Genomic DNA, 13,720 nt, shown 5'->3' with positions numbered 1-13,720 from the left:
AAGCACATGGCCGACACTCTCGCCGATGTCTACAAGGGCGCGCTGTCCTCGATCGAGGAAGTCATCGAAGAGGCGCGCTCCGGCCGGATGTTCATCCTGGTCGACGACGAGAACCGCGAGAACGAGGGCGACCTGTGCATTCCGGCACAGATGGTCACGCCCGAGGTCATCAACTTCATGGCCAAGCACGCGCGCGGCCTGATCTGCCTGTCGATGACCCGCGACCGCATCCAGCGGCTCGGCCTGCCGCTGATGTCGTCGAAGAACGAGACCCGGCACGAGACCGCCTTCACGGTCTCGATCGAGGCCCGGGAGGGGGTGACCACCGGGATCTCGGCGCATGACCGGGCCCATACCATTCAGGTGGCGATCGACCCGGAGCACGGCCGCGAGGACATCGTAACCCCGGGCCACGTGTTCCCGCTGCTGGCCCGCGACGGCGGCACCCTGGTGCGCGCCGGGCACACAGAGGCGGTGGTCGACATCGCCCGCATGGCCGGACTCAATCCGTCGGGCGTGATCTGCGAGATCATGAACGACGACGGGACCATGGCCCGGCTGCCGGACCTGGTGACCTTCGCGCAGTTTCACGGCTTCAAGATCGCCACGATCGCCGACCTGATCGCGCATCGCCGGCGGACCGAGAGCATCGTGCAGCGCTCGGTCGAGACCTCGCTGGACAGCCGGTTCGGCGGCGGCTGGCGGATGCTGGTCTATACCAACAAGATCACCTACGCCGAGCACGTCGTCCTGGTGAAGGGCGACATCACCACGCCGGACCCGGTGCTGGTCCGCATGCACGCGCTCAGCGTGCTGGACGACGTGCTGGGCGACCGGTCCAGCCAGCGCGGCGGCGGCGAACTGCAGGCCGCGATGCAGGCGATCGGCGATGCCGGGCGCGGGGTCGTCGTCCTGATCCGCGAGCCGACGGCCACCGCGCTGTCCGACCGGATCAAGGCCAGGCTGCGGGCGGCGGCCGACGGCACCGCCCCGGAGAACGAATTGCGCGACTACGGCGTCGGTGCCCAGATCCTGTTGGACCTGGGGGTGCATCACATGGTCCTGCTGACCAATACCAAGCGCACGATCATCGGGCTCGAGGGGTACGGCCTGACGGTTGTCGACCATCGGGCGCTGCCTCGGGTCGACTGAAGGGACGGGAAAAATGACGAACATCCTGATCGTCGAGGCGCGGTTCTACGAGGACATCGCGGATGAACTCGTTAAGGGCGCGATCGCCCATCTGGAAGCGGCCGGCGCCACCTATGAGCGGATCTCGGTGCCCGGCGCCTTCGAGATCCCGGCCGCCATCGGCTTCGCCCACCGGGCCAACCTGAAGGGCTCCGTCGCCTATGACGGCTATGTGGCACTCGGCTGCGTGATCCGCGGCGAGACGACCCACTACGACTATGTCTGCGCCGAGAGCGCCCGGGGCCTGCAGTATCTCGCCGTCGGCGAGGCCATGGCGGTCGGCTACGGCATCCTGACCGTCGAGAACGACGGGCAGGCCTGGGCCCGCGCCTCGGTCGACAAGAAGAACAAGGGCCGGGACGCCGCCGAGGCATGCCTGGCCATGATCGCCCTCAAGAAGCAGTTCGGACTGGTATGAACACGACCGATCAGCCGGCCCCCAAGCCCCGCAAGGTCCCGAAGCAGGCCCGCTCGGCGCCGCGCACCACGGCCCGTCTGGCGGCCGCCCAGGCGCTGTACGAGATGGAGATCGCGGGCAAGAGCGGCCACGAGGTGGTGCCGGAGTTCGTGGCGTCGCGGTTCGCCGGACTGATCGAGGGCGGCGACATGGCCCCGGCCGATCCGCGGTTCTTCGAGCGGCTGGTTCTCGGGGTGGCCGGCGAGATGCCGACCCTCGACCGGATGCTGACCGACTGCCTGCAGCCGGAAGGCCATCTGGAGCGGCTGGAGATCGTCCTGCGGGCGATCATGCGGCTCGGCGCATACGAGCTGCTGGCGGTCGCCGAGGTCCCGGCGCGCGTGGCGATCAGCGAATACGTCGATCTGGCCCACGCCTTCTTCGCGGGCCGCGAGCCGGCGCTGGTGAACGGCGTGCTGGACAGGATCGCGCATGTCGTCCGCTCGGAGGAGCTGGCCGGTCCGGGCAGGGGCGGGGCGTCGTGACACCGCCGGATCCCCATGGCACTGGGTGAATTCGAGCGGATCGACCGGTTCTTCGCGCCGCTGAGCCGGGGGGCGGACGGTGCCTTCGGGCTGACCGACGATGCCGCCCTGCTGCCGGCTCCGCCGATCGGTACCGCCTGGGTGGTGACCGTCGACGCGCTGGTCGCCGGCATTCACTTCCTCGCCGACGACCCGAGCGACCTGGTGGCCCGCAAGGCGCTCCGGGTCAACCTGTCGGACCTCGCGGCGATGGGGGCACAACCCTACGGCTACACCCTGGCGCTGGCGCTTCCCAAGGATCTAGCCGACCCCGTGTCCTGGCTGCAGGGCTTCGCCGAGGGCCTTGGGGCGGACCAGGCGCAGTACGGGATCCACCTGCTCGGCGGCGACAGCGTGTCCACCACCGGGCCGGTGACCCTGTCGGTCACCGCCTTCGGCACGGTGCCGCGCGGCCGGGAATTGCGGCGGGCAGGGGCCCGGGCCGGCGACGACCTGTGGGTCAGCGGAACGATCGGCGACTCGGCGCTGGGCCTGCGGCTGCAGACCGGGGACCTCGACAGCAGCGGACCGGGCGATGCCGACCTGGTCGACCGCTACCGGCTTCCGCAGCCACGGACCGCCCTGGGGCCGGCCCTCGTCGGATTGGCGACGGCAGCCCTCGACGTGTCGGACGGGCTGGTGCAGGACGCGCGTCACATGGCGCGACGGTCCGGGGTATCGCTGGTGATCGAGGCATCGGCGGTGCCGCTGTCGGCGTCGGCGCAGCGCCACGTCGACAGGTCGGCCGCTCTGCTGCACGATGTGCTGACCGGCGGAGACGACTACGAGCTGCTGTTCGCGGCGCTGCCGTCACGCCGCGGCGAGATCGTCCGGGCGGCCGAGCGGGCAGGCATCGCGGTCACGCGAATCGGGCGGGTCGAGGCCGGCGAGGACGTGCGGGTCGTCGGGGTGGACGGCCGGCCGCTCGGCGGGCTCGACCGCGGCGGCTGGGATCATTTCTGAAATGTCGGGCGGCACGCAGGTCGGATGAAACTGATCATCATCATCGTGGTGCTGCTGGCGTTGCTCGGGGGCGGCGGGTTCGCCGCCGTGACCTTCGCCCCCACCATGGTCCCGATCCCGGTCCGCCAACTGCTGAACATCGAAGTGACGGACGAGGAGATCGCCGAGGCCGCCAAGCCGTCGAGCACCACCCTGATCGACCTCGACCCGCTGACCATCCCGATCTTCGAGAACGGCACGGTCGACCGGTTCCTGGTGATGCACGTGCTGCTGGAGGTCGAGCCGGGCGAGAAGCAGGCCTATGTGAACCAGCAGCTTCCCCGGCTGATCGACATGTTCATCACCTACACCCATGCGCTCGCGTCGCTCGACATCGCCCCGGGGATCTCCGACCGCCAGTTCCTGAAGGAACGGCTGCTCGCCAAGATCGACGAGACGATCGGGAAGGGGTATGTGGTGAACCTCCTGTTCTCGGACCTGTTCGAGCGCCCGCTCGGCTGACGCCCATCGCGGGCGGCGGGTCCGAAACATCATCCTGTCGGGGGCTCTTCCCATGTCGGTTCGCGATCCGGCCGTTCGGAACGTCACACTGCTGGCCATCTGCCAGGCGCTGGCGATGACCGGCATGACGATGAACATGACGGTGACCGCGCTCACCGGGCACGAGCTCTCCCCCGACCCGGCCTGGGCCACGCTGCCGCTGTCGCTGCAGTTCATGGCGACCATGCTGACCACCATGCCGGCCTCGCTGTACATGCGGCGCGTCGGCCGTCGGCTGGGCTTCGCGACCGGCGTCCTGGTCGGCGTCGTCGGGGCGATCGTCGCCGCGCTGTCGGTGCTGAACGGCAATTTCGTGACCTTCTGCCTCGGCTCGATGCTGATCGGGTCGTTCCAGGGCTTCGCGATCCTGTACCGCTACGCCGCCGCCGACACCGCCAGCGAGGCGTTCCGGCCGCGGGCGATCTCGCTGGTGCTTGCCGGCGGCGTGTTCGCGGCGCTGGCCGGCCCCGAACTGGCCAAGTGGTCGCACGACCTGCTGGCGCCGATCACGTTCGCCGGCACCTTCGTCGTGATCGCGGTCGTACAGGCCAGTTCCCTGCTGTTCCTGCTGTTCGTCCGGATCCCGACGCCGACCGCGGCGGAGCGCGCGACCAGCGGCCGGCCGCTCAGCGTGATCGTCCGGCAGCCGGTGTTCATCGTGGCGATCCTGGGCGCCATGGTCGGCTACGGCAGCATGACCTTCCTGATGACCGCCACGCCGCTGGCCATGATCGGCTGCGGGTTCGCGTTCCAGGACGCCGCCTTCGTGATCCAGTGGCATGCGGTCGGGATGTTCCTGCCGTCGTTCTTCACCGGCTCGCTGATCCAGCGCTTCGGCGTCGTGCAGGTCATGTTCGTCGGCGCGCTGGCCTATCTCGCCTGCATCGTCATCAACGTGTCGGGAATCGAGCTCCTGCAGTTCTTCTCGGCCCTGGTCCTGCTCGGTATCGGCTGGAATTTCCTGTTCATCGGCGGCACCACGCTGCTGACCCAGTCCTACCGGCCGGAGGAACGGGCGAAGGTGCAGGGCCTGGGCGACTTCCTGGTGTTCACCAGCTCGACCGTCGCAGCCTTTTCCTCCGGTGCGCTCAACCATGCGATCGGTTGGCAGGCCCTCAATCTCGGGGTCGTTCCGCTGGTGGCGATCGTGACCGGCGCGCTGCTCTGGTACCGCCTTCGCCGGCAATCGGCGGTCGCCTGACACCGGCATTCCCAACCCGGCCGCCGCGCGTTTGCACGGGGGGCGGTTTTTGGTATGTTCCGCGCGCCTCGCGGCCGGATGGGGCGGCGCCGCGGGGTGTGCCGCATTCGCAGATGAGCCAGATTGCCCCACCGCAGGTCGGAACGGCCGAGCGGGCCGGGCTCCTTGAGGGAGGAAGGGTTTCCATCCATGAGTGGATTGATGTTGTTCGTCATCGCGTGCGGACTTGCGGCACTGGCCTACGGCTGGTGGGCCAGCCGGTCGATTCTGGCGGCCTCCGCCGGAAGTGAGCGCATGCAGGAGATTGCCGGTGCCATCCAGATCGGCGCGACCGCCTATCTGAACCGGCAGTACACCACCATCGGGATCGTCGGCGTCATCGTGGCGGTGATCCTGGCAATCACCCTCGGCCTTCCCGTGGCCATCGGCTTCGTGATCGGCGCCGTGTTGTCCGGCGTCGCCGGCTATATCGGCATGAACGTGTCGGTCCGGGCCAATGTGCGCACGACCCAGGCCGCGACCCAGGGCATGGTTCAGGCCCTGGACGTCGCCTTCAAGTCGGGCGCCGTCACCGGCATGCTGGTCGTCGGCCTCGGCCTGCTCGGCGTCGCCGGCTACTATCTCGTGCTGGCGGGCATGTATGACGCGGCCGACCCGGCCGGCCTGCGCAAGATCCTGGAGGCGCTGGTCGCCCTCAGCTTCGGCGCCTCGCTGATCTCGATCTTCGCGCGTCTGGGCGGCGGCATCTTCACCAAGGGTGCGGACGTCGGCGCCGACCTGGTCGGCAAGGTCGAGGCCGGCATCCCGGAGGACGACCCCCGCAACCCGGCCGTGATCGCGGACAACGTCGGCGACAACGTCGGCGACTGCGCCGGCATGGCCGCCGACCTGTTCGAGACCTACGCCGTCACGGTCGTCGCGACCATGCTGCTGGCGGCGATCTTCTTCACCGGGCAGGCGGCCGCCGACCTGATGGTCTTCCCGCTGGTCATCGGCGCGGTCTGCATCCTGGCCTCGATCGTCGGCACGTTCTTCGTCAAGCTCGGCTCGAGCGGCAAGATCATGGCGGCGCTCTACAAGGGCTTCATCGTCAGCGCCGTGCTGTCGGCGATCCTGATCGCGGCCGTCACCTTCTCGATGTTCGGGATCAGCGACCCGATCCAGATGGGCGAGCAGGTGATCACCGGTCGGGTCCTGTACTACTGCGCCCTGGTCGGGCTGGTCGTGACCGGCCTGCTGGTCTGGGTGACCGAGTACTACACCTCCACCGAGTTCCGCCCGGTGCGCTCGGTCGCCAAGTCGTCCGAGACCGGCCACGGCACCAACGTGATCCAGGGTCTCGCGGTCTCCATGGAAGCCTGCGCCCTGCCGGCGCTGATCATCGCCGGCGGCATCATCGTCGCCTACCTGTCGGCCGGCGTGTTCGGCATCGGCGTGGCGGCGACCACGATGCTGGCGCTGGCGGGCATGGTGGTGGCGCTCGACGCCTACGGGCCGGTCACCGACAATGCCGGCGGCATTGCCGAGATGGCCGAGCTGCCGGACGACGTGCGCAAGGTCACCGACGCCCTCGACGCCGTCGGCAACACCACCAAGGCGGTCACCAAGGGCTATGCGATCGGCTCCGCCGGTCTCGCCGCCCTGGTGCTGTTCGCGGCCTACACCGAGGACCTGAAGCACTACTTCCCGGACCTCGACGTGACGTTCCGTCTGCAGGATCCGTTCGTGGTGGTCGGCCTGTTCATCGGCGGCATGCTGCCCTACCTGTTCGGCGCGCTCGGCATGCAGGCCGTCGGCCGGGCCGGCGGTGCGGTCGTGGAGGAAGTGCGTCGGCAGTTCCGCGAGAAGCCGGGCATCATGAAGGGCACCGACAAGCCGGACTACGCCCGGTGCGTCGACATGCTGACCAAGGCGGCGATCAAGGAGATGATTGCCCCGTCGCTGCTGCCGGTGCTCGCACCGCCGGTGGTGTATTTCGTGATCCTGTGGGTGGCCGGGCAGTCGGCGGCGTTCACCACCGTCGGCGCCATGCTGCTTGGCACCATCGTGACCGGCATCTTCGTGGCGATCTCGATGACCGCCGGTGGCGGCGCCTGGGACAACGCGAAGAAGTACATCGAGGACGGCCACCACGGCGGCAAGGGTTCGGAAGCCCACAAGGCCGCGGTGACCGGTGACACGGTCGGCGATCCCTACAAGGACACCGCCGGTCCGGCCATCAACCCGATGATCAAGATCATCAACATCGTGGCGCTGCTGCTGCTCGCGGCACTGGCACACTGATCGTCGAAGACCTTGACGACGGAGGCCCCGGGGACGATATCCCCGGGGCCTCTGCCGTTCAGGCGCCCGGCACCGGCCGGGTGGAGCGACCGCGGCGAGGGCCGGGCTAATGGTTGTCGCCGGCCTACTGGTTGTCGTTTGTGTTGAAGCGTCCGATGTTGCCGATCAACTGCTTGATCAGCGTCACCCGCTGCCCCGCCGTCGGCGTCTCGCGGGTGACGAAGGCGATCTTGCTGCCGTCCTCGAGATCCAGGGAGCCGATCGACTTCACCCGGCCGTCCGGTTCGAAGTCGATGTACACCACCTTCCGCTCGATGGTCTCGGGCCGGTAGAACGCCTGGCGTTCCGTACGCTGACCGATGTAGTACCAGGTCGGTTCGTTGAAGTTGCCGCGGGTGGACGGCGAGCCCAGGAGGCTGAGAACCGCCGCCTGGTCGCTTCGCCCGGGCTCGATCTTGGCCAGGGCGTCGGGATCCACCAGGTTGCCGTGCGTGGCAATCTGGGGGGAGCAGGCCGCCATCCCGAGCATGACGAGGGCGGCCAGGGCGTTTCGGGATCGCATCAGGTTACCGAGCCGGTCGTCGTGATAGGGATCGGGTCAACGCTATTGTAAGGCGCCCCGATTGCACGGGAGAGAAATGGTTTTCGAGCGGCTTTTCAAGGGGCGTCGTCAGTCGCGCCCGGCAGAGGCGGTCTACGAGGCGATCGTGGCGCAGGCGCGCCACCCTGCCTTCTACACCGACTACGGCGTTGCGGACGGCTTCGAGGAGCGCTTCGACCTGCTCGTGCTGCATGTCCACCTCGTCGTCCGCCACCTGACCCGGGCCGGGGCGGGAGACCGGGCCCAGGCGCTGTTCGACGCGATGTTCTTCGATATGGACCGCAGCTTGCGCGCGATCGGCGTCGGCGACATGAGCGTGGGAAAGCGCGTCAAGGACATGGTCCGGGCCTATTACGGCCGCACCGCCGCCTACGATTCGGCACTGCAGGAGAGCGCCGACGACGCCCTGGCAGTCACCCTCCATCGCAACATCTTCGGCGCCGACGCGGCTGCCGGCAGCGCGCCCGGGGAAGGCCCAAGCCGGCTCGCCCGACAGGTCCGGGCGACGGTGGCCGAGTTGACCGCCCAACCGGTCGACGACATCGCGGCCGGCCGCATCCGCTTTCCCGACCCCCGGAGCACGCCATGACCGCCATCGACCCCGAGCTCTCACACCTGGTGCGGCTTGACCGGATCGGCGCGGCGCCGATGGCCGTCTCGATCGTTCCCGACCAGCGGGTGCGGACCGCGTTGGCCGAACGCTTCGACCTGATAGCCGTCGACTCGCTCCAGGCCCAGCTCTCGATCCGACGACGGAAGGACAATGGCTGGATCGAGGTGACCGGCGAGATCCGGGCCGATGTCGTGCAGACCTGCGTTGTGACGACCGACCCGGTGCCGGCGGCCGTGCACGCGGAAATCAGCGAGTTGTTCGATGATTCGGGCGATATCGGCACCGACGAGATCGTCCTGGACCCGATGGCCGACAGCCCGGAGCCGGTCGACGGCGACAGCATCGATGTCGGCGAGGTGGCTGCCCAGGCTCTGGGACTGGCGCTCGATCCGTATCCCCGGGTACCGGGCGCCGAGCCGGAGGTAACCGTTTCCGAGCCGGGCGACGCCGGGAGCGGATCGCCCTTCGCCAAGCTGGCGTCGATCAAGGGCCGGCCGAGGGGCGGGGGGTAACGTTCTTGTCGCCCTATCCGCATATGCCGTATGAAGCAGCGGGGACCGTGCGTCGACGTCAGTCGCAGAGACGGGTAGAGTCCGATTGCCGATTCTCTGTCGGCTTCAGCAATGATCCGTCGACCGGCGCGCCGTTTCGGCGCGGAGGAGGGGACTTGCGGTATACTGATCGGGTTGGAACGGGGATCTGAAGGTGTCGCGCACGCTGAGGATCGCAGTCGACGCCATGGGCGGCGACCAGGCACCGGAAATGGTCATCCGGGGTGCCGACGTTGCGCTCGAGCGCGACCCCGACCTTGCCTTCATCCTGGTGGGCGACGAGGCGCTGATCCGGCCGCTGCTGGCCAAGACCCGGCGCCTCAAGAAGTCCGACCCGGAAATCGTCCACACCGACAAGTCGGTCGGCGCCGCCGAGAAGCCGTCGGTGGCGCTGCGGACCGGACGCGGGTCCAGCATGCGGCTGGCGATCGACCTGGTCGGCAGTCAGAAGGCCGACTGCGTGGTCTCGGCCGGCAACACCGGCGCCCTGATGGCGATGTCGAAGTTCGTGTTCCGGACGGTCCCGGGCATCGACCGTCCCGCCATCGCCGGTTTCTTCCCGACCCTGCGCGGCGAGTCCGCGATGCTCGACCTCGGCGCCAACATCGACTGCAATGCGACCAACCTGGTGCAGTTCGCCATCATGGGGCAGATCTTCGCCCGCACCGTGCTCGGCCTCGAGCGTCCGATCGTCGGGCTGCTGAACGTCGGCAGCGAGGAGCAGAAGGGCCACGAGTCGGTCCGCGAGGCCGCAACCATGCTGCGCGGTATCACCGACATGCCGTTCGAGTTTCACGGCTTCGTCGAAGGCGACGACATTCCCTCCGGAACCGTGGACGTGATCGTGACCGACGGCTTCAGCGGCAACATCGCCCTGAAGACCGCCGAGGGGACCGCCCGGCTGATCGGCCAGTTCCTGCGTGACGCCTTCCGCAGCTCGATCCTGTCGAAGATCGGTTACCTGCTGGCGCGCGCGGCGGTCGGGCAGCTGCGGCAGCGCATGGATCCCCGGCGCTATAACGGGGCCGTGTTCCTGGGCCTGAACGGGATCGCCGTGAAAAGCCATGGCGGGACCGACGCGCTCGGCTTCGCCAACGCCATCGGCGTGGCCGCCGACATGGCCAGGCACGGGTTCATCGAGACCGTCAGGCGCGAGCTGTCGGCGGTCGGCTTCGACAAACCGAGTGACGAGCGGAAGGTGGTAGCGACAGCATGACGAGACGCACGCTTCTGATCGGCTCCGGCAGCTATCTGCCGGAGCGGATCTTGACGAACGAGGAGCTGGCGGCACGCGTCGACACCTCCGATGAATGGATCCGGCAGCGCACCGGCATCGGCCAGCGCCACATCGCCGCGGAAGGCCAGTTCACCAGCGATCTGGCCACCCAGGCCGCCGAACGGGCGCTGGAGCATGCCGGCCTGACCCCGGAGGACGTCGACGTCATCGTGCTGGCGACCACCACGCCCGACGAGACCTTTCCTGCGACCGCGACCAAGGTGCAGGCGAATATCGGTGCGAGCCAGGCCTTCGCGTTCGACGTGCAGGCGGTGTGTGCCGGGTTCGTCTACGCGCTGGCCGTGGCCGACAACTTCCTGAAGATGGGTCAGGCGCGCACCGCCCTGGTGATCGGCGCCGAGACGTTCTCGCGGATCCTGGACTGGGAGGACCGCTCGACCTGCGTGCTGTTCGGCGACGGCGCCGGCGCCGTCGTGCTGCGCGCCGCCGAGATGGACGGCCCGGACGCCAAGTCCTGGGGCGTGCTGTCGACCCACCTGCATACCGACGGCAATGCCCGCGACATCCTGTATGTCGACGGCGGGCCTTCGTCGACGCAGACCGTCGGCCACGTGCGGATGAACGGCAAGGAAGTCTACCGCCACGCCGTCGGCAAGCTGGCGGCGGTGATCGACGAGGCACTGGCCGCGAACGGTTATGCGTCCTCTGCCGTCGACTGGCTGGTGCCGCACCAGGCCAACCGCCGGATCATCGAGAGCATGGCCAATCGGCTCGGCCTGCCGATGAGCAAGGTGGTCTGTTCGATCGAGCGCCATGCCAACACCTCGGCCGCATCGGTGCCGCTGGCGTTCGACGAGGCGGTGCGCGACGGCCGCATAAAGCCGGGCGATCTGGTGCTCATGGAGGCGATCGGCGGCGGCCTGGCATGGGGTGCCGGGCTGGTGCGCTACGGGGCCCCGGTGATGGCCAAATCGGGCAGCGTCGAGACGGTACGCGAGGAAGTCGTCCCAATCGCCTGAAATCGCCGAGTTAATTGACCGCATTCTTGGTTCGCTGTACCCTTGCCTTCTTAAATGGGGGTGCACATGGCCGGACACACCGTTACCCGCGCTCAATTGAGCGAATCGGTTTATGAAGAGGTTGGCCTGTCCCGCAACGAGTCCGCCGAGTTGGTGGAGTCGGTCCTCGACGAGATGATCTCGGCGCTGGCCCGCGGCGAGATGGTCAAGATCTCATCGTTCGGAAGCTTTTCGGTGCGCCAGAAGGGGCGGCGCGTCGGCCGGAATCCGAAGACCGGCGACGAGGTGCCGATCCTGCCGCGCAGGGTCCTGGTGTTCCGGCCGTCCCACGTCTTGAAAAACAAGATCAACGCCACGCTCTCCGACGACGCGTAGCCGCGGCACGAGGGGTTCAATGGCCGACGTACAGACATCGACGTCACATCGTCGAAACGGGAAATCCGCCGCGGCTTTCCGGACGATCAGCGAGGTCGCGGACGACCTCGAGGTGCCGCCGCACGTTCTCCGGTTCTGGGAGACCAAGTTCAACCAGGTCCGCCCGCTCAAGCGCGGCGGCGGGCGCCGCTACTACCGCCCCGAGGACGTGGCGCTGCTGCAGCGCATCCGCGAGCTGCTCTATCGCGAGGGGTACACCATCAAGGGCGTGCAGAAGCTGCTGCGGGACGGCGCGGTGCGCATGCCCACGGCCGGCGAGACCGCCCGTGCGGCGCAGTCCGCGACCCCGGTCAAGGGCGGGCATGCGGCACCGCCGGCCGAGGCCCCGGCCACAGCCGCCGCTGCCACTGCCGGGAGCGCACCGGGCGACACTGCCGGCGAGGTTAGACGCGCACTCGATGAGTTGAAGTCGCTGCGCAAGATGCTGGCCGAGGTCCTTCCGGGACGCTGACCGCCCCGCCTGCCGCTCGCCTCTGTCAATCCGCGACCGGCTTGATCGTGTCGCGGTCCATCGCCGCGGGGCGGAACCGCGAGACATAGGTCGGCCGGGTCACGTCGTAGTGCAGCATGACCGACAGGACCATCGGCACGTCCCGTGTCCGGTCGAGCAGGGGCAGCGCCAGGTCGACATAGTCGTATATCGTCCCGAACCAGTTGATGCGCATCCGCCCGAAGCGCGGCTCCTCCGCCTCCAGTGCCGCCGCGAACAAGGCGACGATCGCCTCCCGGTACGCCGGATAGGGCATCTCGCCGACCAACTTCCCACCCAGTTCGATGCCGCCGACATCCGCGGCGATCCCGGCATGGATCCGGAACCGGAAGTCGCGGCCGCCGTCGACCGGTTCCAGCAGCGAGATTCGCCCCAGCAGACCGCCGAGCGTTTCCGGCGAGAACGCATCCCTGGGCGGCAGCCTGCCGGGGTCCCCGGATCGCGCCCGACGCCAGCGCGCGACCAGCGGCCGGACCGGATCGAGGCACGGATGCGCCTCCGGGCAGGCCTCGGCCAGCAACAGGCCTTCCGGCTCGGAAACGGCCAGTCTCGGATCAACCGGCAGATCGTCGTTCGCGGGCGACAGGTCGTCGGACATGCTGTCCAATATAGGCCATGCGATTGCGGAAAAGAGCGCGTCTCGGCGTTGTTCCCGGCCGGGTGTTCGCCTATAGTCCGCCGCGTCGGAGCGTAGCGCAGTCTGGTAGCGCACCACACTGGGGGTGTGGGGGTCGTGGGTTCGAATCCCGCCGCTCCGACCAATTCGTCCGCCGCCGTCCGCGCGGAGGAGTCCGGCGCCCCGTCCTGCCGGCGCCGGCAGTCCGTTCATCAGAGGAGGCCGCCGTGGCACTCGCGAGCGTTCCCGTGTCCCCGTCCCAGGACGATGCGCGCCGGCGCAGCCGGATCGACCTGGCCGCCGCCCTGCGCTGGGCCGTCCGGCTCGGGTTCCACGAGGGGATCTGCAACCACTTTTCCGCCGTGGTTCCGGGCGAGAATGATCGGTTTCTGATCAATCCTCACGGCTTCCACTGGTCCGAGGTGCGGGCCAGCGACCTGGTCGAGGTCGATTCCGACGGCAATGCGATGGATGGCCGCGAGCCGCCGGAGCCGACCGCGTTCTTCATCCACTATCACATCCACCGGCTGGTTCCCGACGCCAAGGTGGTGCTGCACACCCACATGCCGTACGCGACCGCGCTCACCATGCTGGAGGACGGGCGGGTCGAGCCGACCCTTCAGACCTCGCTGAAGTTCTACGACGCGATCGCCTACGACGACCTGTACAACGGTCTCGCTCTCGACGATTCCGAGGGGGAGCGGATCGCCGCCGCGCTGCAGTCCGGCAAGCGCGTGGCGTTCCTCGCCAATCACGGCGTGGTGGTGACCGGCAGGACGATCGCCCACGCCTTCGACGACCTCTACTACCTCGAACGGGCCTGCCAGGCCCAGGTCATCGCCATGTCGACGGGCCGGGCCATGCGCCGCATCCCGCAGGACGTGGCGCGGATGACCGCCGACCAGATGGCGAGCGATTCCGAGCGGGCCCAGGCGGTCCGCCACTTCGAGTCGCTGAAGCGCCTGCTCGACCGCGACGAGCCGGACTACCGCGACTAGC

Annotated in this window: 16 protein-coding genes and 1 tRNA gene; 15 read left to right on the top strand and 2 right to left on the bottom strand. The window is 68.5% G+C overall.

Annotated features, from left to right (window positions below; translation table 11 throughout):
• Positions 1 to 6 precede the first annotated feature (6 nt).
• The 7 genes from ribB to RIC31_RS24460 all read left to right on the top strand — a co-directional run bounded on the left by ribB (position 7) and on the right by RIC31_RS24460 (position 7,159).
• Positions 7 to 1,152, top strand: a complete 1,146-nt coding sequence (ribB, locus tag RIC31_RS24490) for a 3,4-dihydroxy-2-butanone-4-phosphate synthase (RefSeq protein WP_350114403.1) — start codon at positions 7 to 9, stop codon at positions 1,150 to 1,152.
• Between the two features lie 13 nt (positions 1,153 to 1,165).
• Positions 1,166 to 1,609 (top strand): 6,7-dimethyl-8-ribityllumazine synthase, encoded by a 444-nt coding sequence (locus RIC31_RS24485; RefSeq protein ID WP_350114400.1) that lies wholly within the window; start codon positions 1,166 to 1,168, stop codon positions 1,607 to 1,609.
• Complete coding sequence (gene nusB, locus RIC31_RS24480) at positions 1,606 to 2,133, top strand: transcription antitermination factor NusB (RefSeq protein ID WP_350114397.1); 528 nt, start codon at positions 1,606 to 1,608, stop codon at positions 2,131 to 2,133. The genes RIC31_RS24485 and nusB overlap by 4 nt, the downstream gene beginning before the upstream one ends.
• A gap of 15 nt (positions 2,134 to 2,148) precedes the next feature.
• Positions 2,149 to 3,135, top strand: coding sequence for a thiamine-phosphate kinase (gene thiL / locus RIC31_RS24475; protein ID WP_350114395.1), 987 nt, complete (start codon positions 2,149 to 2,151; stop codon positions 3,133 to 3,135).
• Between the two features lie 24 nt (positions 3,136 to 3,159).
• Positions 3,160 to 3,636, top strand: a complete 477-nt coding sequence (locus RIC31_RS24470; protein WP_350114392.1) for a flagellar basal body-associated FliL family protein — start codon at positions 3,160 to 3,162, stop codon at positions 3,634 to 3,636.
• A 52-nt stretch (positions 3,637 to 3,688) separates the two neighbouring features.
• Positions 3,689 to 4,876, top strand: a complete 1,188-nt coding sequence (locus tag RIC31_RS24465; protein WP_350114389.1) for an MFS transporter — start codon at positions 3,689 to 3,691, stop codon at positions 4,874 to 4,876.
• Positions 4,877 to 5,065: 189 nt separating this feature from the next.
• Positions 5,066 to 7,159 (top strand): sodium-translocating pyrophosphatase, encoded by a 2,094-nt coding sequence (locus tag RIC31_RS24460; protein WP_350114386.1) that lies wholly within the window; start codon positions 5,066 to 5,068, stop codon positions 7,157 to 7,159.
• 124 nt (positions 7,160 to 7,283) lie between these two features.
• Here the strand turns inward: RIC31_RS24460 and RIC31_RS24455 are convergent, their stop codons facing one another.
• A complete protein-coding gene (locus RIC31_RS24455; protein WP_350114384.1) occupies positions 7,284 to 7,721 on the bottom strand; it encodes an outer membrane protein assembly factor BamE in 438 nt (145 codons plus the stop codon).
• 76 nt (positions 7,722 to 7,797) lie between these two features.
• Between RIC31_RS24455 and RIC31_RS24450 the strand changes: the two genes are divergently transcribed.
• The 6 genes from RIC31_RS24450 to RIC31_RS24425 all read left to right on the top strand — a co-directional run bounded on the left by RIC31_RS24450 (position 7,798) and on the right by RIC31_RS24425 (position 12,066).
• Positions 7,798 to 8,349, top strand: a complete 552-nt coding sequence (locus RIC31_RS24450) for a ubiquinol-cytochrome C chaperone family protein (protein WP_350114381.1) — start codon at positions 7,798 to 7,800, stop codon at positions 8,347 to 8,349.
• Entirely contained in the window at positions 8,346 to 8,885 is a 540-nt protein-coding gene (locus tag RIC31_RS24445) for a YceD family protein (protein ID WP_350114378.1), read from the top strand. Before RIC31_RS24450 ends, RIC31_RS24445 begins: the two co-directional genes overlap by 4 nt.
• A 193-nt stretch (positions 8,886 to 9,078) precedes the next feature.
• Positions 9,079 to 10,140, top strand: a complete 1,062-nt coding sequence (gene plsX, locus RIC31_RS24440) for a phosphate acyltransferase PlsX (RefSeq protein WP_350114375.1) — start codon at positions 9,079 to 9,081, stop codon at positions 10,138 to 10,140.
• A complete protein-coding gene (locus RIC31_RS24435; protein WP_350114373.1) occupies positions 10,137 to 11,180 on the top strand; it encodes a beta-ketoacyl-ACP synthase III in 1,044 nt (347 codons plus the stop codon). Before plsX ends, RIC31_RS24435 begins: the two co-directional genes overlap by 4 nt.
• A gap of 66 nt (positions 11,181 to 11,246) precedes the next feature.
• Positions 11,247 to 11,555 (top strand): integration host factor subunit alpha, encoded by a 309-nt coding sequence (locus tag RIC31_RS24430; protein ID WP_350114370.1) that lies wholly within the window; start codon positions 11,247 to 11,249, stop codon positions 11,553 to 11,555.
• Between the two features lie 19 nt (positions 11,556 to 11,574).
• The gene (locus tag RIC31_RS24425; RefSeq protein WP_350114367.1) at positions 11,575 to 12,066 is read left to right on the top strand and encodes a MerR family transcriptional regulator; all 492 of its coding nucleotides are present in this window, start codon (positions 11,575 to 11,577) and stop codon (positions 12,064 to 12,066) included.
• A gap of 25 nt (positions 12,067 to 12,091) precedes the next feature.
• On the opposite strand, the gene RIC31_RS24420 is transcribed toward RIC31_RS24425, so the two are convergent.
• Complete coding sequence (locus tag RIC31_RS24420; RefSeq protein WP_350114364.1) at positions 12,092 to 12,703, bottom strand: PAS domain-containing protein; 612 nt, start codon at positions 12,701 to 12,703, stop codon at positions 12,092 to 12,094.
• An 86-nt stretch (positions 12,704 to 12,789) separates the two neighbouring features.
• Here RIC31_RS24420 and RIC31_RS24415 point away from each other — a divergent pair.
• Both RIC31_RS24415 and RIC31_RS24410 read left to right on the top strand, forming a co-directional pair.
• Positions 12,790 to 12,866 (top strand) — tRNA-Pro (locus tag RIC31_RS24415).
• A gap of 82 nt (positions 12,867 to 12,948) precedes the next feature.
• Complete coding sequence (locus RIC31_RS24410; RefSeq protein WP_350114361.1) at positions 12,949 to 13,719, top strand: aldolase; 771 nt, start codon at positions 12,949 to 12,951, stop codon at positions 13,717 to 13,719.
• Position 13,720: the final 1 nt, after the last annotated feature.

Origin of the sequence: Thalassobaculum sp. (assembly GCF_040219615.1) — a bacterium.
GTDB lineage: Bacteria > Pseudomonadota > Alphaproteobacteria > Thalassobaculales > Thalassobaculaceae > Thalassobaculum_A.
The sequence above is the reverse complement of the archived record's forward strand: the minus strand, read 5'-3'. Positions and strand labels throughout refer to the sequence as shown.

What these genes read in the sequence shown, in the direction of transcription:
- ribB (WP_350114403.1), top strand. Translation starts at nt 7, where the DNA reads ATGGCCGACACTCTCGCCGATGTCTACAAGGGCGCGCTGTCCTCGATC.
- RIC31_RS24485 (WP_350114400.1), top strand. Translation starts at nt 1,166, where the DNA reads ATGACGAACATCCTGATCGTCGAGGCGCGGTTCTACGAGGACATCGCG.
- nusB (WP_350114397.1), top strand. Translation starts at nt 1,606, where the DNA reads ATGAACACGACCGATCAGCCGGCCCCCAAGCCCCGCAAGGTCCCGAAG.
- thiL (WP_350114395.1), top strand. Translation starts at nt 2,149, where the DNA reads ATGGCACTGGGTGAATTCGAGCGGATCGACCGGTTCTTCGCGCCGCTG.
- RIC31_RS24470 (WP_350114392.1), top strand. Translation starts at nt 3,160, where the DNA reads ATGAAACTGATCATCATCATCGTGGTGCTGCTGGCGTTGCTCGGGGGC.
- RIC31_RS24465 (WP_350114389.1), top strand. Translation starts at nt 3,689, where the DNA reads ATGTCGGTTCGCGATCCGGCCGTTCGGAACGTCACACTGCTGGCCATC.
- RIC31_RS24460 (WP_350114386.1), top strand. Translation starts at nt 5,066, where the DNA reads ATGAGTGGATTGATGTTGTTCGTCATCGCGTGCGGACTTGCGGCACTG.
- RIC31_RS24455 (WP_350114384.1), bottom strand. Translation starts at nt 7,721, where the DNA reads ATGCGATCCCGAAACGCCCTGGCCGCCCTCGTCATGCTCGGGATGGCG.
- RIC31_RS24450 (WP_350114381.1), top strand. Translation starts at nt 7,798, where the DNA reads ATGGTTTTCGAGCGGCTTTTCAAGGGGCGTCGTCAGTCGCGCCCGGCA.
- RIC31_RS24445 (WP_350114378.1), top strand. Translation starts at nt 8,346, where the DNA reads ATGACCGCCATCGACCCCGAGCTCTCACACCTGGTGCGGCTTGACCGG.
- RIC31_RS24435 (WP_350114373.1), top strand. Translation starts at nt 10,137, where the DNA reads ATGACGAGACGCACGCTTCTGATCGGCTCCGGCAGCTATCTGCCGGAG.
- RIC31_RS24430 (WP_350114370.1), top strand. Translation starts at nt 11,247, where the DNA reads ATGGCCGGACACACCGTTACCCGCGCTCAATTGAGCGAATCGGTTTAT.
- RIC31_RS24425 (WP_350114367.1), top strand. Translation starts at nt 11,575, where the DNA reads ATGGCCGACGTACAGACATCGACGTCACATCGTCGAAACGGGAAATCC.
- RIC31_RS24420 (WP_350114364.1), bottom strand. Translation starts at nt 12,703, where the DNA reads ATGTCCGACGACCTGTCGCCCGCGAACGACGATCTGCCGGTTGATCCG.